At 56.6% G+C, this 18,513-nt stretch carries 19 protein-coding genes; 9 read left to right on the forward strand and 10 right to left on the reverse strand.

Annotated elements, in window-relative coordinates; translation table 11 throughout:
- Positions 1 to 168: 168 nt before the first annotated feature.
- From EL335_RS13295 to EL335_RS13325, 8 genes are all read right to left on the reverse strand, one after another.
- The gene (locus EL335_RS13295; RefSeq protein ID WP_126448061.1) at positions 169 to 1,014 is read right to left on the reverse strand and encodes a hypothetical protein; all 846 of its coding nucleotides are present in this window, start codon (positions 1,012 to 1,014) and stop codon (positions 169 to 171) included.
- Between the two features lie 208 nt (positions 1,015 to 1,222).
- The gene (locus EL335_RS13300) at positions 1,223 to 1,690 is read right to left on the reverse strand and encodes a hypothetical protein (RefSeq protein ID WP_126448063.1); all 468 of its coding nucleotides are present in this window, start codon (positions 1,688 to 1,690) and stop codon (positions 1,223 to 1,225) included.
- Between the two features lie 70 nt (positions 1,691 to 1,760).
- Entirely contained in the window at positions 1,761 to 2,360 is a 600-nt protein-coding gene (locus tag EL335_RS13305) for a hypothetical protein (protein WP_126448065.1), read from the reverse strand.
- Entirely contained in the window at positions 2,357 to 2,509 is a 153-nt protein-coding gene (locus tag EL335_RS14395) for a hypothetical protein (protein WP_172600126.1), read from the reverse strand. Before EL335_RS14395 ends, EL335_RS13305 begins: the two co-directional genes overlap by 4 nt.
- 254 nt (positions 2,510 to 2,763) lie before the next feature.
- Positions 2,764 to 3,084 (reverse strand): hypothetical protein, encoded by a 321-nt coding sequence (locus EL335_RS13310; protein WP_126448067.1) that lies wholly within the window; start codon positions 3,082 to 3,084, stop codon positions 2,764 to 2,766.
- Positions 3,053 to 3,415 (reverse strand): hypothetical protein, encoded by a 363-nt coding sequence (locus EL335_RS13315; protein ID WP_126448069.1) that lies wholly within the window; start codon positions 3,413 to 3,415, stop codon positions 3,053 to 3,055. Before EL335_RS13315 ends, EL335_RS13310 begins: the two co-directional genes overlap by 32 nt.
- Before the next feature lie 11 nt (positions 3,416 to 3,426).
- A complete protein-coding gene (locus EL335_RS13320) occupies positions 3,427 to 4,521 on the reverse strand; it encodes a tyrosine-type recombinase/integrase (protein ID WP_126448071.1) in 1,095 nt (364 codons plus the stop codon).
- Positions 4,514 to 4,693: a hypothetical protein gene (locus tag EL335_RS13325; RefSeq protein WP_126448073.1), complete on the reverse strand. Its 180-nt coding sequence runs from the start codon at positions 4,691 to 4,693 to the stop codon at positions 4,514 to 4,516. The genes EL335_RS13320 and EL335_RS13325 overlap by 8 nt, the downstream gene beginning before the upstream one ends.
- A gap of 1,397 nt (positions 4,694 to 6,090) precedes the next feature.
- Here EL335_RS13325 and EL335_RS13330 point away from each other — a divergent pair.
- From EL335_RS13330 to EL335_RS13370, 9 genes are all read left to right on the forward strand, one after another.
- Positions 6,091 to 7,155: a PRTRC system protein D gene (locus tag EL335_RS13330; protein WP_172600127.1), complete on the forward strand. Its 1,065-nt coding sequence runs from the start codon at positions 6,091 to 6,093 to the stop codon at positions 7,153 to 7,155.
- Complete coding sequence (locus tag EL335_RS13335) at positions 7,152 to 7,493, forward strand: hypothetical protein (RefSeq protein ID WP_126448077.1); 342 nt, start codon at positions 7,152 to 7,154, stop codon at positions 7,491 to 7,493. The genes EL335_RS13330 and EL335_RS13335 overlap by 4 nt, the downstream gene beginning before the upstream one ends.
- Positions 7,490 to 8,470, forward strand: coding sequence for a glycosyltransferase family 2 protein (locus EL335_RS13340; RefSeq protein ID WP_126448079.1), 981 nt, complete (start codon positions 7,490 to 7,492; stop codon positions 8,468 to 8,470). The genes EL335_RS13335 and EL335_RS13340 overlap by 4 nt, the downstream gene beginning before the upstream one ends.
- Positions 8,470 to 9,222, forward strand: coding sequence for a class I SAM-dependent methyltransferase (locus tag EL335_RS13345; RefSeq protein ID WP_126448082.1), 753 nt, complete (start codon positions 8,470 to 8,472; stop codon positions 9,220 to 9,222). Before EL335_RS13340 ends, EL335_RS13345 begins: the two co-directional genes overlap by 1 nt.
- A complete protein-coding gene (locus tag EL335_RS13350) occupies positions 9,219 to 9,602 on the forward strand; it encodes a GtrA family protein (protein ID WP_172600128.1) in 384 nt (127 codons plus the stop codon). The genes EL335_RS13345 and EL335_RS13350 overlap by 4 nt, the downstream gene beginning before the upstream one ends.
- Before the next feature lie 44 nt (positions 9,603 to 9,646).
- Positions 9,647 to 9,790 carry a hypothetical protein gene (locus EL335_RS13355; RefSeq protein ID WP_172600129.1) on the forward strand — a complete coding sequence of 48 codons (144 nt, stop codon included), beginning with the start codon at positions 9,647 to 9,649 and terminating at the stop codon, positions 9,788 to 9,790.
- A 4-nt stretch (positions 9,791 to 9,794) separates the two neighbouring features.
- Complete coding sequence (locus EL335_RS13360) at positions 9,795 to 11,309, forward strand: hypothetical protein (RefSeq protein ID WP_126448087.1); 1,515 nt, start codon at positions 9,795 to 9,797, stop codon at positions 11,307 to 11,309.
- Positions 11,310 to 11,316: 7 nt separating this feature from the next.
- A complete protein-coding gene (locus EL335_RS13365) occupies positions 11,317 to 12,828 on the forward strand; it encodes a hypothetical protein (protein ID WP_126448089.1) in 1,512 nt (503 codons plus the stop codon).
- Between the two features lie 424 nt (positions 12,829 to 13,252).
- Positions 13,253 to 13,660 (forward strand): hypothetical protein, encoded by a 408-nt coding sequence (locus EL335_RS13370; protein ID WP_126448091.1) that lies wholly within the window; start codon positions 13,253 to 13,255, stop codon positions 13,658 to 13,660.
- 45 nt (positions 13,661 to 13,705) lie between these two features.
- Here the strand turns inward: EL335_RS13370 and EL335_RS13375 are convergent, their stop codons facing one another.
- Together EL335_RS13375 and EL335_RS13380 are read right to left on the reverse strand one after the other, a co-directional pair.
- A complete protein-coding gene (locus EL335_RS13375) occupies positions 13,706 to 17,038 on the reverse strand; it encodes a conjugal transfer protein TraG N-terminal domain-containing protein (protein WP_126448093.1) in 3,333 nt (1,110 codons plus the stop codon).
- 9 nt (positions 17,039 to 17,047) lie between these two features.
- Positions 17,048 to 18,511 carry a conjugal transfer protein TraH gene (locus tag EL335_RS13380; protein ID WP_126448095.1) on the reverse strand — a complete coding sequence of 488 codons (1,464 nt, stop codon included), beginning with the start codon at positions 18,509 to 18,511 and terminating at the stop codon, positions 17,048 to 17,050.
- Positions 18,512 to 18,513 lie beyond the last annotated feature (2 nt).

Below are 18,513 nucleotides of genomic sequence, written 5' to 3' on the forward strand. Positions count from 1 at the left end.
CACGGGAATCCCCACCAGAAGGCAGGGGCAAGAGCAGGTCATAACGCAGACCAGCAGGCGTTTTCGATCACTCGGGAAATCTTTGTGCTTTTCGGCCAAGCCTCATCGAAGCTGGGCTGAAAAACCCCCTCCAGCCGGAAGGGGAAACCGGAAGTCCGGTGTGGATCGTCAGGCGGCCACCAGTAACTGACAGGCCTTGTGATTGCGGGCGGCAGCGATGGCCGCATCTCTATCACGGAAGTAGCCCAGGTAGTCACGGTCGTCGTTGGGATTCCCTCCAGGCGGCAGGACGTAGTAGCCTTCAACATCCACGCCCCGTTTTGAGATGACGTATCCGGGAAGATCTGGGACCGCCAACCGATCAGGGGCATCCTTCACCAGCTTGAAGCTGGCCTTCAAAGCGGAGAGGACGGTCACCCAGTCCAGCGCGACTGCTGTTGCTTGGGACTCTGCATAGGCCTGACCTTCCCAGCTGCGGTCATCGAGCACAAGGCCCGAGGCAGTGGAAACCAAAACCTTGTCCATGCCGGACAGAATGGTGATTTCCTCCGTGAGGGATGTCTGACGATGCCAAATGTACTGGCGAGGCACCTTGTCGGCCATGGAGACCAACTCGGGCACCTCGTTCCAGAATATGATCGAGTTGAGCGCCGCATCGATCGCTCGGGCGATTGCCCAACACTCATCGGCAGAACCGAAGCTCTTGATCCAGGTGAGGCTTTTGAAGACATCCCCACGCAGGTACAGCATCACCTCGATGATCCGGCCTTCGTTGGCACCTTCGCGCACATAGCACGCGACGTGATGCACACAGTCGTCTGCGACGCCGGCGCCGGGAACGCGATCATTGCGTTGCAGTGCCCGCCCCCGTCCGAACTGGTTATCGGCGAAGTATTCGATGCCGTTCTCCGGGAAGAGAACATTCACGAACTTCTCCAACCAGGCGACGAGTGCGCCAACAGTGCCATCGCCAACCGCGTCGGCTTTGCAGGTTGCATTGAAATACGACTTCATAGGACAAGCTCCTCAAATGCGGTGGAGCCAGTCCCCTGTGGGGAATGGTCCCCACCAGGGTCGAAATCCTGCCGGACAGCGCAGGGGTAGCAGGTCATAACGCAGACCAGTAAGCGTTTCCGATCACTCGGGAAAACTTGGCTTTTCGACGTCGCCTACGGACTGGCAACACGGAAAAGCCCCCTCCAAGCGGAAGGGGAAGGCAGGATCACCGACGAGCGATGTTCTCGATCGCGCGGATTTCCTTGGCGATATCGTCCAGCAGCTGGCGGCCGCGGGACATCAATTCGCTTTCGGGGGGAAGCACTTCGCCTTCCAGCACCTGTCCCGGCAGGACCGGGTGAAGGAGCCGGGCGGCGTAGCTCGAACCAATCCGCATCTCCGCCTCGACCAGATAGGCGTCGATTTTCATGGCGACGAGCCTCTGGTCCATATCGAACGGGATGAAGAGGTCCATGGCGGCCAAGACGTTGTTGCCTTCGCTCCTGTACTCCCCATTCACCCACCAGCTGTCGCTCGATCCAGCATCGACACGAATCTGAGCTTCCTTGCGACCCACCGCGGTCGCGAAGAACTTGTTCATCACCTGCGGCGCGGTGTCGAGTTCTTTCCATCCAGCATCGATCATCTTGCCGACGATGATGGCGAGGACCTGCAGTTTCAGCTCTTCTTTCATTTCTTCACATCCCATTTCTTCACATCCCAAAAGGAACGCCCCCAAGCCTTTCGGCAAGGGGGCATAAGTCTTAACGCAGCATGCTGATGTTCACGTAGCAGCACTCACCGTTCGGTTTGTCCGGGTCAAAGCCGAAGTAGGCCTTGAGTCCGAAGTCACCGACCAGCATCGTGTCGCCGACGGTCACACCGCGCGTGGTCTCGAACCAGGCGAGCACCCGATCCAGGCCGACCTTGTGGACCAGAGGCAGAGCCTCGGGTGCCAGGTTGAATCGACCCGACAGGCAATGCCGGTCGAGCGCGGACTGGGGAACCGGCCACCAATCTTCGGCAACCGGATGAACGACTGCCCCGCAAGCGGGACATTCACCCACCGGCATCGGCTCGCCAGGGGCGACCCGTTGCTCCAGATCCAAGACGGGCTTGAGCTCGTCCTGCTTCCGATAGCCGGCATCGCAGTTGTCACACCGGTAATGCACGATGTACTCAGCGATGTCGTCCAGTACGGACGGCGCTTTTTCCATGAGCAGCGCCTTGTGGGCGTCGCTCAATTCCGGGGCAGGATCACCAGCTTCCAGGTTCTGGAAGTCGATGACCACCACATCCACCTCTGGGCTCGCAACGTGCTCGACGATACCGCCCTTGGTCAGCCACACGACCACGGCGCTCATACCTGACCTCCCCATGGAAGGAACATGCCGATGACGCCGCAGACGAGGGTGACCTTGAACACCAGAGCGTCTAGCTTGTCCGGGTTGTTCCAGATGGAGTCCTGCGTAAAGATGTTGCGATTGAAACGCGAATTAACGACTGCTTGCATGGTTGCACCTCACTCAAAACGGGGCGCAATCAGCCCCTGTCGGGGTTGTTGGCCCCAACAGGGAAAGACCGCAGACCGCCAAGGCGGTACCGCGATAGATGCCTGCAACAAACTTCGCTGCAGGAAGTCCCGGCCAGACAGCACCGGAAGGAGTCGGGATAAATCGGGGCGTATCCCGCGACACCACAGAACATCGTTTGCACCAAGGCGCTTGCCTTGATCGACCGACCAATGTAAGAGCCTTGATAGGGCTCTTACTTTGCTTGGGACTGAAGTAAAGAGGCCTCCTCAAGCACCTTCGCCTTCAGGGTTTCGCGCTCATTCGCCCAGATCAACTGAAAGTGCTCCTTGATCCTGGCTATCCTGACTGCACCCTGTGGGTCGTTCTTGCAATACAGCTCACAGGTAGCTTTGAACTCTTCGATTGCGGCATCTTTGCCATCCAGAAGCCGGGTCCTGATGTACTGCTTCACTATGGCCACAGCCTCGCAGTAGGCCATCCACTCGATGCCGTTTCGATCGACCGTGGCTTTCCAGGCATCGTCAAAGGGATACGGCTTGTGGCTGGTAACCATGGCTTCCCTCTTCGGAAAGACCTAAATCGTGCGATGCGGAGAAGGATCCGACTGCAAGAACTTGCCCTCTCCGATAGAACGTCTCGAAGATCGAGCGTGGAACGCCCATCAGAAAACGCCTGTGGAATGGGTTGGGCGTCTCGTGGCGGTCTTCTAGGAAGTCCTCTTTCCCTAGCTCGTAGGCTTCATTCATGGTGAAGTTGGCGATCGCATCGAGATCCGTTTTGGTCAGCTCATAGATCGACTTTCCCGACCAAGCGGGAGGTAATCCGGAATCGGGGATGTAGATTGGGGCGTGCTCCGGATCACCACTCAAAAGAATGGCAGGCATAGTGCTGTCTCCTAGCAAAAAGTACAAACTCCATTTCCGTCTTTCTTCTTTTCCTTACTCTGCTTGTCCGTACTGGGCATCGAGATCGGTTTGAATGTATAGGTCATGCTTACCGGGTCCTGGCGCAGGGCGTGTCCATAACTGCCGTAGTAACTGGTGGTGACATCGATCCGGCCGTGGCCTAGCGCACGGGACACGGTGATGCTGGCTGCCCGGTGCGTCTCGCGCTCAATCCGGCCAATGGCGCCGCCCTTGATCGGACTGGGCAGACCGCCGGTCTCTTCCTCATAGGCGCGTTGAGCATAGCCGTGACGCAAACCGTGAGGAGTAACGCCGGCTGTCTTGCCAGAGATCCCGAGTCGGTTCCTGACGTAGTGATAGAACCGCCCTTGGGCCTGCGTGAAGGTGCAATCCGGCCACCTCAGCCGCTTGGTGTTGCCAGACTCAGCAACCTGACGAGCCCAGGCAATTATTTCCCGTTGCTGATCCGACTTGATCGGTACGCGACGGACACGGCCCCCCTTCGTGCCCTCGTGGATCTCCAGCATCCTTCCGCCATCGACCACAGCATTAGCCGGACGCAACTCAATGCTCTCTTTAACACGCAGACCAAAGTAGTGCTGCATGGCCAACATGACGGCGAGGCGCTCATCAATCTGCTTTGCTAGCTGGATGATCGTCAGCGGATCAATGTCTTTCGCGTCCCAGGCCTTCGAGACCTTAGCAACGGTGTGTCTCCGAACCTCCTCGGCCGGCAAGTAGGCGGTGATGCCCTTCACAACGTTGAACTTGCCCAACCAGCTGCAGAGGACTTTGATCATCGAAAGCCGTGTGTGCAGAGTTCCGGCGACGATGCCCTTCTCATGCCAGTAGGCCATGAGTGTTTCGACGTGCTTAGAGGACAGGGATTCCAGTTTGCGGATGCGGTATCCCAGTTCCCACAGCTCTGCGACCATCAGCAGTATGAACTGCCGGCGCTCAGTACGCATCTTGGCTGAGCAGACGCGATCGCCTTTGGCACGAAGCCGCAGGTAAGGTTCGATAGTGCGAAGAACTCCGTCGATTATGTACTTCGGCAGCACTCGTTCGGCAAGGGATTTAGCCATATGCCACCTCGCGAACTGGAATGGCCGGAGGAGATGCGCACTCCAGGAAGACAACCTGGGATGCTTGCGTGATGCACTCGATCGCTTCCGCTTCGACTTCAATGCCGTAGCGGAGCAGATCGTTATAGACGTCTTGCGGCAGATAGCCACGCTTTGTCGATTCGTTGCTCATGTCTGGTCTCCAGGTGTTGAATGGAAAACCGACTCGGTCTTGTCGGTGCGCAGATGTGCGCAGTCCTCATGCGGAGCCGCGCATGAGGAAAGTTCGGGTACAGCAGGAATGGCGAGAGTGTTTAGAAAGGTGAATCAGGTGGCGACGGCAGGTTCCATTTCTGCAACCCGGCGTCAGCGGCGGCGCATCACAGCGCGGCACGCCCAAGTCCGGTAGCCCAATCCGCTCGCAGCGGTTGGACCCATTGGTGTCGAATCGCATTCGACGGGAGCACCCCAGAGGAATACCCCCCAGGCGGATTTTTACCCGCACCGGTCCTGTCCATCTGCGACCACGAGCCCCATGGACTCGCTTCGCAGTCCGATCGTTTTGCCTAACCAGGCAAGGTGGTCATCCGTGGATGACTCGATCGCTTTTCTGAAGAAATTGCTCCGGCCCCGAAGGGATTTTTGCCTCCTGCCACCAGAGGCCTCGGTTGCGCCGTCCAGCTAGACGATCCGGCCTCTACCGGATTTCTACACCGGGGGTCCATGAAGGACGCTCACGCTGCAATTTCTTTGTTCGAGTGTCGGCCAGTGGGTGAAGTGCAAAAGAGTCAGGGACCGCCCTGCTCCTGCAACGACATGCCAAAAGGCCCAGGAAAGTTGTCCTCCAGTGAGGAGAACGATGATGGGAGTTGCACAACAACTCGGTAACGCCCGTCTAAGAGCGGGATGTCCCACAGGACATCGAAGGCCGTAGCCAGTTCTACCAGCTACGGGATTCCGGCGCGGCTCGCACCGAAATAGCAACGGCTTTGTTGGTTTTGACAACACCAACTCCAGGAGGCCGTCGTGATCCTGGGTGGTCCATCACGGACACACAACGGGGCGCATTTTGATCGCTTTTACCGGTCCGTGTCAACCCCTCAGGGCATTCAATATCCAATCAGGTGATTATTCTGTTCGAATTTAACCCCTCAAACCTAGTCCAGAAGCGGAAATCGATCCCCGTCAGGTTTGAGTCGAGTTTTGAATGGATATTGAATGCCCCCTTCTGGGAGGGGGAGTGCCGCCGCCGAAATTCACCCCCTCCACAGCCAGCCATTTCAGCTGGTTCTTCGGCAGAGCCGTCCTCCGTGTCGCCACCCTTGCTGTACCGGAAGATCTCACGTTGTTTTGGCGACACTGCGGTGCCACTGTGTCGCCACCCATGCCGCACCAGAGGATCCTCCGTTGTTTGGCGACACTGCGGTGCCACAGTGTCGCCACTGTGTCGCCACCCTTGGGATTTACGCAAAAAAGTTTGCGCTACCTGTCCATTCCTACCTCTAATCCCATCGATTCGGCAGTATTTCCGACTTCCTTCCACCCATCCGGATGCCGACAATCACCTCTCCCATATCAGAGAGGCCTTCCATGTCACTTTCCATCACTACCCGTGCGATCGACGTCGGCTACGGCCACATCAAGTTTTCCGACGGCCGCCACCCGACGAGCCAAATCATCCGCACCGACTCCATTCCGTCTCAATCTCCCATCGCCAGGCCTAGCGTTAAGCTTGGAGCCGGCGTTATGAAACAGCGGGATACTTTTCTAGTCCCTGTCGGCGGGCGCCTGTTCGAGGTTGGCCGCGACGTCCATTTGGCCCTCCATGGAAAACAAGAGACCGAGGTTATGGACGAAAACTTTTGCCTTGGCGATGCCTACGCCGCGAGGCTCTTTGGCGCAATCAACTACATGGTTCCGAACTTGCCAGCCGACGTGATCGATGTCTTGGTCTTGGGTTTGCCACTCAATACCTATCGGAAGCATCATGCTGCACTGGCGAAGCGCTTCGTCGGGGAACACGAAATCAATGAGCGTGGTTCCAAGATCCAGATCAAGACCTGCCACGTTTATCCTCAACCGCTTGGGAGCTACATGTGCTACCTAGCGACCAACCCCTGCCACGAAAAGGCTCCGTTGGCTCTGTCGATCGACCCTGGCTACAACACTGTCGACTGGTTCGTCTGCCAGGGAATGTCCGCCAACGATTCGTTGAGCGATGCCGTGCCGCGCGGCATGGGCGCTGTGCTTCGCGCAATCGCGGACGACATCATCAAAACGCACGGATTTGATGCAACACCCGTGGAACTCGTCCGAGCCATCGATCGTTCCCTCACCACCAAAACACCGTTCGAGCTTTACGGGCAGCGCTTCGACATCGAGAAGCACCTTGCTGCAGGTGATGACGTGGTGTACGAAGCCGCCCAGGCGATCAAGAACTCAATCGGGTCGGGATCGGATATCAACGTGATCATTCTCACCGGCGGCGGAGCTTCGTTTTATGCGAAGGCTATCGCAGAGAAGTTCCCGCGCCATAAGGTCGTGACGCTTGAAGAACCGGCGCTAGCCAATGTGCGTGGATTCCACATGATCGGCGAAAAGCTGGCGAAGTCGCTTGGGCAGGCACTTAAGATGAGCGCCGTAGCAACAGCATGAGCGACAAAGACGATTCGTCCTTCCGCGTTCATGCGCGCTTCAATCGGGTCGAGTATGCCGACCTGGAAGAGGACCTGAACCGCTATTCACCGGGCGCCGATCGCTCCGGACGGATACGCTTTCTGATACGCCTAGGACTGGAAGTTTCCAAAGGGCGGATTCCTTCGCTTCCCACGGAGGAGCAAGCCTGTCCCTCGCAACAAGGCACCCGAGAGAATACGGAGCAAGCTGCACCCATGGCCGTCTCGCCCAAGCCAATCCATCAGCCAGAACCCGACGATATTCTGGACTCCCTGGGTATTGATCCCGCCTCGTTTCAATTTGGCAGCCAAACATGAAGCTATCGATTGTCGTCCCCTGCTATAACGAGGAAGCCACGATCCCAGTCTTCCTTTCAACAGTCACACCGATCGTCCAAAGCACCGGCCTCGATTACGAGATCATTTTTGTGGACGACGGCTCTCGCGACACCACAGTGGCCACCATCGTTGCCCTATCCAACCTCTATTCCAAGGTGCGACTGGTTGAACTATCACGCAATTTTGGGAAAGAAGCCGCGATGACCGCCGGTTTCTCTTATGCGACGGGGGATGCCATCATCCCAATGGATTGCGATCTTCAAGATCCGCCAGAATTGATTCCTGAAATGATCGCGAAGTGGAAAGCTGGCTTTAAAGTCGTGCATGCAGTCCGCAGATCCAGACAGACTGACACTTGGCTGAAGCGTATCACGGCCAGCGCCTTCTACCGGATGATGGAAGGCATCACCGACGTCGCGATCCCACCCAACTGCGGTGACTACCGGCTCATGGATCGCACTGTGGTCAATGCCATTCTGTCCTTTCCAGAACGGAACCGATTCATGAAAGGGATCATGGCTGCTGCCGGGTTCAAAGCTACCCAAGTCGAGTATGACCGGCCGGAGCGCGCCGCCGGCGAAACTAAGTTCAACTTCTGGAAGCTCTGGAACTTCGCACTCGACGGCATTACCGGATTTTCTACCGTCCCCCTCCGAATATGGACCTACATCGGCGCCATAGTCGCGCTGTTTTCGTTCTCCTACGCCGGCTGGATCATCATCAAAACCATAGTCTGGGGTGTCGTTACGCCTGGGTTTGCAACCTTAACCAGCGTCATCCTTTTCCTCGGCGGGATACAGTTGATTGGCATTGGCGTTCTCGGCGAGTACATCGGACGTATCGTGGCAGAAACCAAGCGCCGCCCTCTTTTCCTAGTCGGAGCACTGTATGGCTTCGAGGATCGCAACACCGTTGTCCAGCTTGATGCGGCATCTGCTGATCGAGGAGCTCTTTGATGTCTGCCGCCGAACTACGTCAAGAACATATCGCCTTCCAGGCAAACCTTTACGAATCCAACAACCCGACACGCCGCTGGCTACACAATGTCCGGCGCGATTGGGTCATTCAAGCCCTCGATCATGTAACGCCGTCACAGGCGCATTTCCTCGAGATCGGCATTGGGTGCGGTATCTACACCCATCTGATGGCTTCACGCGGCAAAGTATTCGCGATCGATATCAACTCTGCCTTCGTTGAAGCGGCCAACCAAATCCCCAACGTGGTCGCACAGGTTTCCGATATCACCATCGACCGCTTCGATCCAGTACACGACGTTGCTCTCTGCTCTGAAGTGCTCGAGCACGTCCGAGACTCGGCATCCGCACTCAAAAACATCTATGCAAGCCTTAAGCCGGGGGGCTACCTAGTGTTGACAACCCCGAACTCCTATTCGACGGTTGAACTGACCGCACGGTTGCTCTCATTCGGTCTGGTCGTAAAACTCGCCCGCCTGATCTACGGCGAGTCTGTCGACGACCTGGGACACATCAACCGCATGACCCGCTCCCAACTTAGGACCCAGATTGACGCCGCCGGCTTCGAGGTCGTGCGCCAAGAAAACATTGCTTTCTACCTGCCAGTGATCGCCGAGTTTTGCGGAGATCTCGGGGTCCGGATCTGCCAATGGTTCGCACGGCGACTAGCTGGGTCCAGGCTCGCTCCCCTGCTCTGGACGCAGTGCTGGGTTCTTCGTCGTCCGAAACCATGATCGACCGGACATTGGTCCGGTTCCTGGCCGTCGGCGCCGGGAATACCGCTCTCGGACTGGCAGTTATTTTCAGCTCTCGACAAATCTTCTCGGATGTTGCGGCCAACCTGATCGGCTATCTCGTCGTGGTGCCAATCTCGTTTCTAGCGCACCGCGACCTTTCCTTTCGCGACCGAGGTAACCGGCTGAAAGCCTTCGTACGCTATATCCCAACCATCCTAACTGGCTATTGCGCCAACTTCGCCATGCTCACCGTGGCTATGCAGTCCGGCACCAACCCTTACCTGGCACAGACGGCAGCCATTGCTTGCCATGTACTGGCCACCTACATCATGTCCAGGATCTTCGTGTTCCCGTCCCATGAAGAAAGGAAAGAATGACTCCTCCAACTCCCGGAACGACTCCTCCAACTCCCGAACAGATCATGGCCGACCCTTCCGCCTCCTTCTGGCTGAAAGAGGCTTTGCGGAAGTCCATTACACGCGACCCGGTAGATGCGCTCAATGACGCGGAAGTTCTAGTAGCCGTGCTGAAGGGCCGGCTCGACCGTATTCTTTCTGGAGGTTGATGGCATGATGGTATCGATTCCCTTCATTGTCCTCGCGTGCCTATTCGCCTACAGAGCCCCTTCCCTTGCTGGCGCCGGCATCACGGACCCGGACTACTACTGGCATGTGGGTTATGGTGAATGGATCCTGAACCACGGGAGCCTTCCGACGGAGGACTTCTGGTCCTGGACATTCGACGGACACGCTTACCGCCTAACGCAATGGCTCGGCGAGGTCTGCATGGGGTTAGCCAATCAAGCAGCAGGACTGACAGGAACTTCCATGCTGGCAGCTCTTCTTGTCAGCCTGACCATGGCAGCCTCCTATCGAGCTGCATGCTGCTACCTCGACAACCGCCTCGCCGCCCTGGCTGTCGCGATTGGCTGCAATTCGGCTTTGATTTCCCTGGCTTGCCGCCCGCATCAATTTACCCACTTGGGGCTTGCAGCCCTGACCTGGATTCTCGCCGCCTACCAGACGGGAAATCGCCGCGCCCTGTATTGGCTCCCTCCCCTCTTCGCTCTCTGGGTGAATCTGCATGGCGGCTATGCCTTCGGCCTGACGTACCTGGGCATGATGGCCACCTTTGTGTCTATCGAAGCCTATATGCAGCGCGACATGGCAAGGCTTCGAGCCTCTGCCGTGCCCCTTTTCATCGCCACCAGCGTCAGTCTCCTGGCTACGCTCCTGAATCCTTACGGCTGGGGCGCCTGGCAATACGCTATTCAAATCGCGGCCTTGAAATCCTCGTCCGCCGGCATCGTTGACGAGTGGGCGGCTACCAGCATCAAGACCGATGCCGGCCTCAGCTTCTTCCTGGTGACCTCTGCGGTAGCGGCCGCGATGTCCGCCACAAAACAGCGCCCCTCGATCAGCCAAGTTTTGACGGTATTGGCCCTGGGTGCCATCGGTTGGTCTGCGGTCCGGTTGTCGCTGATGGCTACGGTTCTGATGGTTCCGCTTCTCGCCGCGGCCGTTCGCGGAACCGCCTTCTACGACCTTGCCTTCGCCGGAGAAGCCAGGCGCTATGATCGGACCGTCCATATCGCCATAGCTCTTGGCGCAATTGCCCTAGTCTTCACGGCCTCCCTTGGCTTGTCCAAGATCGAAAGAACGACGGCTCAATACATGGCCACCAAGTTCCCTGTCGAGGAAGTGGCTTTTATGAAGGCGCATGCCATCGCCGGGAAAATCCTCAACACCCCTGAGTCCGGTGGCTATCTGATCCGCCAACTCGGAACCCGTGTTTCGATCGACACCCGCCTTGACCTATATGGGGACCGCGCCCTCTTCGAACTGCTGTTTGCCATGCGGGGAGATGCGGGTTGGAAAGAGTACATCGCCCGCCTCGACCCCGATGTCGTTTTACTCAATAACCCTTCGCCGCTCCGATATCTGTTGGCTGACAGTGGGGAATACCGTGCAGTATTTGAAGGGCCGGCCTATACGGTATTCGTTCGTCAAGGGCAGTACAGCAACCTACCGACCGTCCAGATGAAACCGACGAATCGTGCCATCCTCGATCAGCTCACTTCGTAGGTCAAACATGTCCATTCGATTTCCCACTACTCTGCTTGTGTTCCTTGCCGTTCTCTGGGTGAAAGCTATCTACCCGCCTTCATCTGGGATTGCCGATACAGACTTTTACTGGCATCTGACCTACGGACAATGGATCGTAGATCACGGTGAGCTTCCCACGAGCGACTTCTTCAGCTGGACGTTCGCAGGCCAACCCTATCAGCTGACTCAATGGCTTGGCGAAAGCGCCATGGGTATGGCATACAAAATTGCTGGGCTTGACGGCACCAAGTTTCTGTCCGTTGTTCTTTCAGCGATTACGATTGGATTTGCCTGGCTGGCCGCTTGCCGCTACGTTCACACGTCGGTGGCCCTGGGTTTGGCGCTGATGTGCAACCTGGTGCAGATCGTCACACCGATGCGTCCTCAGTTGTTCTCCTTCGCTTTGCTATCTGTCGCTACCTACCTGGTTGTGAGCTTCTTGGAAACCCGGCGCATTCGATTCATCATTGGATACCCGCTGCTAATGGTGGGCTGGGTTAATCTACATGGAGGCTTCATAGTAGGCCTCATCCTCATCGGGCTCATGGCCACCGGTATGACTGCGGAAGCTGTCCTCGCTGGACGGCTGAAATCATCGGTACGGGACCTATTGCTTACCTGGGGTGTGGTGGTTGCGTCTACACTAGCAACCCTCGCTAACCCGTACGGCATCAACGCGATCCTCGCAGTGATAATGATTGGCGGTCTCAGGAGCTCGTCAGTGATCTCCGAATGGATGCCCGTCAATCTGACCACTGAGCTTGGCTGGTTCTATCTCCTCAACTTGGTCCCCTTTGTTGCCTTGATGGCGGTGTCTGGCTGCAGGCCGAGACTGACTCACGCGATGGTAGCCGGGTTCTTCCTGATATTTGGGGTAATGGCAAACCGGCAGGTCGCCATGTGTGCGGCCGTCATGGCGCCATTGACCGCGGCCTTGCTCGCCCGCGCCCCGCATTACGCGAAGATGCTGCCAACCATTTCCGATCCAAGCCGCCCTGTCTTGTACATCCTCATCCTAGCCGTTCTGGGCGGATCATTTCCCGCCATCGCAGCCAAAGGTAATGGCACGTGGGAGGCGACCATGAACCTTCAATATCCACTGAAGGCGACCGACTACCTTCAAGAGCACCACCTGACCGACCGCGTGCTATCGGACACTCTTGAGGCCAGCTATCTGATCCACCGTGGCATTCCGGTATTTGTCGATGGCCGTATGGATCTGTACAAGGATCAGCACTTTTTCGAGTGGTATTTGGCCAGCCGTGCAGCTCCGGGATGGGAAGCGTTGCTCGAAAAACACAAGCCAACCGCTATGCTGCTTCGCTTGGATATGGCAATCCGTCAGGCGGCTCTGGCCAGCCAGCAGTGGAAGCAGGTCTATGAGGATGAACGGTACTCAATCCTGGTTCCCGCCAACAGTCCCCTTCCTTCTGTGGACGTCAAAGCCGTAGCTTACCTAGATGGGCAGGGACGGATGATCCGCCCCTACATGCCATGACACCTTTGCGGAGAAAACAATGTCTAAATCATCAATCATCAAGAAGGTCCGCGTCCCCAAATTACGCCCTCCGGAGCCGACACCCAAGGAGCGTGCTGCTTGGCAGCATTTCCTTGCCATGGCCCAGGAACTACAGGGGGAGTTAGCAGAGATGTCCCCCTTAGTCCGGTATGAATTGGAGCGCCTGGTTGCAAAGGGAAATCCACTTGCGATCAACTTGCAGCGCAGAATCGATGCGTCCGCGTACAAACCCCGCGCTGCCGAAGATCAGCCACTTCCCCCTCCGACGCCCCGCAGGATTAGCAGGCTTCAGTGGGGATGTCCGAAACAGGCGAATAATCGAAAGTGAGCTGACACCGTTCCATCAGATTTACCCAAACCGAACGGGTAGCGGGTTTCAAATTGAACCGCTGGGATGGTTTTGATGGGAATGAGTAGCAGGTTTGGTCTGGAATATGCAGGTTTACCAGAACGAGACGAAGCAGTATGCTATTTTTCCATTATGAAAACCGTTTTCCAGTTCCTCTCTGCCACCTTTCGGCTCTTGATCCTCAAGCCGTTCGACTTCCTGCTTTTCGGAGGGTCTGGCGTGCTGACGATCTCGCGTGCTGAATGGCAGAAGATGATTCAGAACGACGTCCGTTCTGCAGGGCCATATAAAGAACAAGTCGGCACAGACGATGGAGTCGTATATGCAACTGACAATGCCTGGTGGTTACCTGATAAGATCATCCCGACCATACCAACGTGGCTAAACACCCACCTGCCGACCATCTATGATGGTCCGGGGGGCGATGCGGTCTTCTTGCACGACGAGAACGAGAAGTACTGACGGTACCGACTTTGACGGGTTGAAGGCACCAGGCGGATCATTACGTTACTTCCCGATCCAGTAATCCTTCGCGCTTTGGAGGGCATTGTTTAATGTCTCGCCTGCTCTATCAAAAAACCCGTCATCTCGATGCTCACTAAAGAACTGCTTGTCATCCTCGGTGACTCGCCCGTGGCGACCAATTTGCTCCAGGCGAGCGTTGAACGCCGGATTGGAATCCGCCAGCTTCTGAATGGCAGCACGGTTTTCATCATGCGTTTTCGTCCCAATGCCAAATCCCAGTGAAGCACTAAGGAGCCGTCCGAATCCCGCTTGGTCTGCAAACGCGGCCTCCAACAACCGGTTGATCCCTGCTTCGCGAGCAGCACTGTGCTGGCCCGAATTCAAGCCGCGTTCTGTAGATCCCTTGATCGTGTCGAAAGCCTTCTGGGCAGACGTTAGGTCTGGCATATCAACGGAAGGTGGTGCTCCAACCTGTGTTCTTTGTTTTTCTGCCATTTGCAAGTAGCCTTGGCCGGCGGCAGCGGCAGCTTTCTGGTCTTTACCGCGCTGATTCTTAACCGCTTCTTGGCCGTCAAGACGTTGTTTGTCAACGCTCTTGGGAGCCTCGATTGGCTGGCCATCCATTCCATACGCCGAGCCACCAAGAGGTGCCACCGCTCCGGCAACGCGCCGAGCCACGGTGCTGGCAACCTGCTCGCGAAAGTTTGGATTTGTCACTGCCTGTTCAATGGCACGATACCCACTTCCACCAGCTAGGCGCAGCGCTTCGGCCCCGTAGAGACCATTGTCGTTGACTTCGACCGACGCTCCGTTTGCATCGGTGCGTGAGCTGGCTTTGCTCGCAGTCTGCGTATAACTCTGGCTGACATTGGTTTGGTATGTTGCGTCTGTAGCTCTGGCCAACGAGCCGAGGAAACTTTGCATTGCGGCACGTTCCCCGGAATTGCTCGTCTTGGACATCAGCCCCTCGATCGCCCTAGCCGCTTTATCGAAGTTCTTTTCTGCGCGCTGCTGAATCTCAGCGGTATTGCCCCGATCGCTAGACCAACTCTTCTGCTCAGTATCTCGAGAAGAGAAGCCATAAGTGGCGTTTGGCCCATATGACGATTGGCTTGGAGCCTGGCCGAGTTGTTGCGCTGCACGATTGGCCTTGCCCTGTAGATCTTCTGCGGCGCCTTTCGGCATTGGCGATCCATTCTGACCGCCACCTGCCGGATCACCTACCGCCGGAACACCAGAAGATCCGGAAGCCGCCCCAGTCGTTGCACCCGGTGCCGAAGCACCTTGTTGCGCGACAGCCGGGGGAACATTTGAACCAGACGCCGCCTTGTACGGGTCGCCGTTAAGGACGTGTGCGGCACCCTGAGCATTCTGCTTGTTTTTTGCGTCATGTACAGGATTTTTTGCTGTCTGCGCTGCGCCCGCATTGATTCCAGCACGCCCACCGAGCTCAATGTTGCTTGTGTGAGCTGTGGCGGTAGTTGTGCCACTTCGGTCGCTGGCTGTGGTGGCTTTCCCGGAACCATCGCGGGTTAGCCATGACCAGTCACCCCCAAGGCTGTTCTCCAAAGCCTTCTGGATCTTCGCTGCCGCCGTCGCGCCTTCTTGATGCGTAAACTGCCCAGAGGTCCTTTGGGCCAGACCCGATGACGTACCACTGGTGAATTCTGCCCGATCGCCGCTGCTGCCAATCTTCGCAGCCTCCACACGCGCGCCATGGCTACCAATGACCCCAATATTGCCATATTCGCCCGTAAGATTCCCGACCGCATTAGGTGTGCCGGCTTGGCTCCCACGAAGGGTCATCGAGCCGAATTCGGTTTGGACATCGCCGCGGCTCAGCATTGCGTAAGCAAAGGCCGTATTCGAGTGGTTTGCAGCCGCATTGTTGGCGTTGTAATTGCCCCAAGAAATGTTGCCAGCATTGACGTTGCCGGACCCTACCTGTCCGCCCACATTGGTTGCTGCTCTATCAGCAGGTCCGGTAATGCCGGACGTAATCCCTGAAAGAGCAATTTCACCCCCCTTGATTATGGCCAGGGCAATCAAAGGAACACTGATGGTCAGAACCCCTGCTACGGCTTCGGCGGAGATTGTGCTGTTCAGCAATGCAGCCGCATTGTTCACCGCTACCCCATCGATACCCGCGAGGGCGGCTTTGAAATTTTTCGCGCCGGCCATTGTGCCAACATAGTTCACAATTGCATACAGCGGAGCCCACAGCTGAACCCAGAGCATAGTCATTACATAGGAACGGAGAACCAACCCCCCTTTGGAGCCGGCGATGATAATCAGGATGAGAACTATCGGGAAAATGCCGAGCACCACAAGTTCGATCGCGTTCCGTACAAGAGGAAGCGTTTCTTGAGCCAGTCGGGCCAAGACCGAATAGGCCGTATTGGCATTGGACGTTGCCATTGCAGTACCTAGAGCAGTTTGCGCGGCCGTAGGATCGTTCATGATCTGTGCCATGTTCGACGAGGTATCGTTGAGCATGTTGATCATCATTCGCTGTCTGATGGCATCGGTAGTAGACGCACTGGCGGTCATGATCAATCCTTCAGCAGCCGGCAGCAGGGAAGCGAGCATCGTGTTAGCCGTTGCAGGACTCGCATTCGGAGATAGGATCTGTGCGATACGAGCAAATTCGCTCGCTGCCGCCGGAGCCAGTCTGGGCCCGATCTTGTTGGTATAGGCATCGTCGCATTGGACGGAGCCAGTGTTGCCAGAGAGCGTGACCATTCGGCCAGGGTTGAGGACGCCGATACCCGATGGCCCGAGATCTGTCCAGATATCCTTCGAGACGAGCAGCGCATTGACCAGCGCCGGAGATACCACCAGCTCTGGATTGATGCACTCTCGCATAAAGTTGGTAACATCCTGAGCCAGGATAGGATCAGGCATGGCCGCGGACTGTGCCAGCCTGAGGGCCCTTGCCCCCCCCATCAGACCATGCGAACTCAGCCGCAACGATGTATCGGGAAGGGAGAAGAATGTCTCAGTCTTCTCCGTAAGCCAGTATCCAATGTGACTAGTGGTCGATGCGAAGAATGCCAGGCCAATGGGCACGTGGTCGACAACAATGGGGGCGCCCCCCCCAGCTCCGCCGTGGTCTTCAATCGTTACGCTCACCCGCGGAATGAACAAGGTAGTGTAGAAGATCGCCATCAAAAGCAAGTAGTGGGCAGCGTCTTCCCCGCGCGCGCGGAGGAATCCGTAACAGACCGCCATGAAGGATCCAAGTAATGCGGCTACACGGACAAGGCTGAGATAGTCTCCGTCGACGCCGCCTGAGCCCATCAGCATCACTACAGCATTAAGGACTCCCTGAATCTGGTCGGCGTTGAAGTAGCAGTAGATCGTGTAGGCGTTCATTACTGTTCCTTACTGGCGCTTGCCAAAGCGAGCATTAGCGGCGAGCATCGTGTTCAGGTTGGCATACATGGCGCGCTCTACCTTATCCAGCTGATCGATCTTCTCGTAGGGATTACCCTTTTGTTGGTAGAAGTGGGTGATCTTCTGATGCATATCTACTCGTATCGCCTTGATGCGCTCACGCATCTCCTGGTAGGGAGCCATAAGGATTTGAGGTACTTTGGCCGAGATCCCATTGAGAGCCTTGTCGGCGGTATTGAGGTAATAGGTCATCATGTTGAACGCGGCATCAACCGCAGCGTAGTCAACAAGGTCATAGACTAGTTGGTCAGCAACGATGGCCGCCACACCAGAACTTTCTGCCATCGCTGCCGCACGATAAAGCGGCACGGAAGACATTTTCAGAACGAGCAGTTCGTCGGGCGTCAGGGTATTCCCTGAAGTGCGATTAACGATGTTCTGGCGAATGTGTGTTACCGCTCCCATAGCGCGAGCGGAGAAGGGCATGAATGTCTTCGTGGTGTCTGTCACGGTGGTGCATTCCGCATCAATACACGTCAGCACCTTGAGGGGTTGCAGAACTGAAGCGGTCAGGGCGTCATCGCCCACCAGATGCGAGAAGTCGATGGTTCCTGGACGTCCAGCATTGAAGTCGGGGGCCTCGTTACCATCACTATCAGTGCCTTGAGTGACGATCACGGTTGGCCCGACGATGGACATGATCAAATCCTTCTCATCGTCATTCAGATTGACTGCATTGTTATGATCAAGCGCCCAACGCAAGAGGTTCACATACACCGGTATTGCCTTGCCGTTATCGGCAGCAATGACAGCAGACCTGGGCTTGCCATAGTTCTGCATGTATTTTTCCTGCATTATCTTTTGCCCGTTTCCTTGGATGCCGAACATCGCGTCGAATTCGTCGACAAATTCGCCTGCCGCTCGAGCGTAGCCCGTTGCATCGCGGGCATTGGCCTCCATCCAGTCTCCTGCCAGGTAATTGACGGCCTTCTGGGCCGCGCGGCAGGAATTCATCGAGAACTGATTGATCCGGTTAGCCAAGTCATTGATCACGTCGAGGGTAACCGCGATTTCCGGCGCCATCGTCCGCAGCGCTAGCTCGAAGAAATACCCGAGCGCAGCCTGGCCGAAATTTCGGAGAGCCTGAACAAATTCTGCCTTGTTCGGGAAGCTGAACCCTCCAAGGTAAACATCGATGCCACCACAACCAGCTTTAAGCGACGGAGGAGTGATCATCAAGGGCTGGAAATTCTTGTTCGGAACCCGCCAGCTCAAACCTCCACCACTGTAGCCGACCACAGACTGAGACGCAATGGCCTGGGGAGCCGTCGTGTTCACAGCAGCGCCTGCGGAATTGTAGAAATCGCCAATCCAATCTGCGTAGGCTGTTACAGATGACAAAGCCAGTGTGGCGGCTACGGCAGCAGCTGTAATACGCAATTGCAATCTCATTT

It is taken from the genome of Sulfuricystis multivorans (genome assembly GCF_003966565.1).
In the GTDB taxonomy this organism is placed as follows: Bacteria; Pseudomonadota; Gammaproteobacteria; order Burkholderiales; family Rhodocyclaceae; genus Sulfuricystis; species Sulfuricystis multivorans.

Excerpts from the sequence above, each read along its gene's own strand:
- EL335_RS13380 (WP_126448095.1), bottom strand. The coding sequence starts at position 18,511 with ATGAGATTGCAATTGCGTATTACAGCTGCTGCCGTAGCCGCCACACTG.
- EL335_RS13355 (WP_172600129.1), top strand. The coding sequence starts at position 9,647 with ATGGCCGACCCTTCCGCCTCCTTCTGGCTGAAAGAGGCTTTGCGGAAG.
- EL335_RS13330 (WP_172600127.1), top strand. The coding sequence starts at position 6,091 with ATGTCACTTTCCATCACTACCCGTGCGATCGACGTCGGCTACGGCCAC.
- EL335_RS13335 (WP_126448077.1), top strand. The coding sequence starts at position 7,152 with ATGAGCGACAAAGACGATTCGTCCTTCCGCGTTCATGCGCGCTTCAAT.
- EL335_RS13310 (WP_126448067.1), bottom strand. The coding sequence starts at position 3,084 with ATGGTTACCAGCCACAAGCCGTATCCCTTTGACGATGCCTGGAAAGCC.
- EL335_RS13375 (WP_126448093.1), bottom strand. The coding sequence starts at position 17,038 with ATGAACGCCTACACGATCTACTGCTACTTCAACGCCGACCAGATTCAG.
- EL335_RS13300 (WP_126448063.1), bottom strand. The coding sequence starts at position 1,690 with ATGAAAGAAGAGCTGAAACTGCAGGTCCTCGCCATCATCGTCGGCAAG.
- EL335_RS13345 (WP_126448082.1), top strand. The coding sequence starts at position 8,470 with ATGTCTGCCGCCGAACTACGTCAAGAACATATCGCCTTCCAGGCAAAC.
- EL335_RS13320 (WP_126448071.1), bottom strand. The coding sequence starts at position 4,521 with ATGGCTAAATCCCTTGCCGAACGAGTGCTGCCGAAGTACATAATCGAC.
- EL335_RS13340 (WP_126448079.1), top strand. The coding sequence starts at position 7,490 with ATGAAGCTATCGATTGTCGTCCCCTGCTATAACGAGGAAGCCACGATC.
- EL335_RS13315 (WP_126448069.1), bottom strand. The coding sequence starts at position 3,415 with ATGCCTGCCATTCTTTTGAGTGGTGATCCGGAGCACGCCCCAATCTAC.
- EL335_RS13305 (WP_126448065.1), bottom strand. The coding sequence starts at position 2,360 with ATGAGCGCCGTGGTCGTGTGGCTGACCAAGGGCGGTATCGTCGAGCAC.
- EL335_RS13295 (WP_126448061.1), bottom strand. The coding sequence starts at position 1,014 with ATGAAGTCGTATTTCAATGCAACCTGCAAAGCCGACGCGGTTGGCGAT.
- EL335_RS13360 (WP_126448087.1), top strand. The coding sequence starts at position 9,795 with ATGATGGTATCGATTCCCTTCATTGTCCTCGCGTGCCTATTCGCCTAC.
- EL335_RS13370 (WP_126448091.1), top strand. The coding sequence starts at position 13,253 with ATGGGAATGAGTAGCAGGTTTGGTCTGGAATATGCAGGTTTACCAGAA.
- EL335_RS14395 (WP_172600126.1), bottom strand. The coding sequence starts at position 2,509 with ATGCAAGCAGTCGTTAATTCGCGTTTCAATCGCAACATCTTTACGCAG.
- EL335_RS13365 (WP_126448089.1), top strand. The coding sequence starts at position 11,317 with ATGTCCATTCGATTTCCCACTACTCTGCTTGTGTTCCTTGCCGTTCTC.
- EL335_RS13350 (WP_172600128.1), top strand. The coding sequence starts at position 9,219 with ATGATCGACCGGACATTGGTCCGGTTCCTGGCCGTCGGCGCCGGGAAT.
- EL335_RS13325 (WP_126448073.1), bottom strand. The coding sequence starts at position 4,693 with ATGAGCAACGAATCGACAAAGCGTGGCTATCTGCCGCAAGACGTCTAT.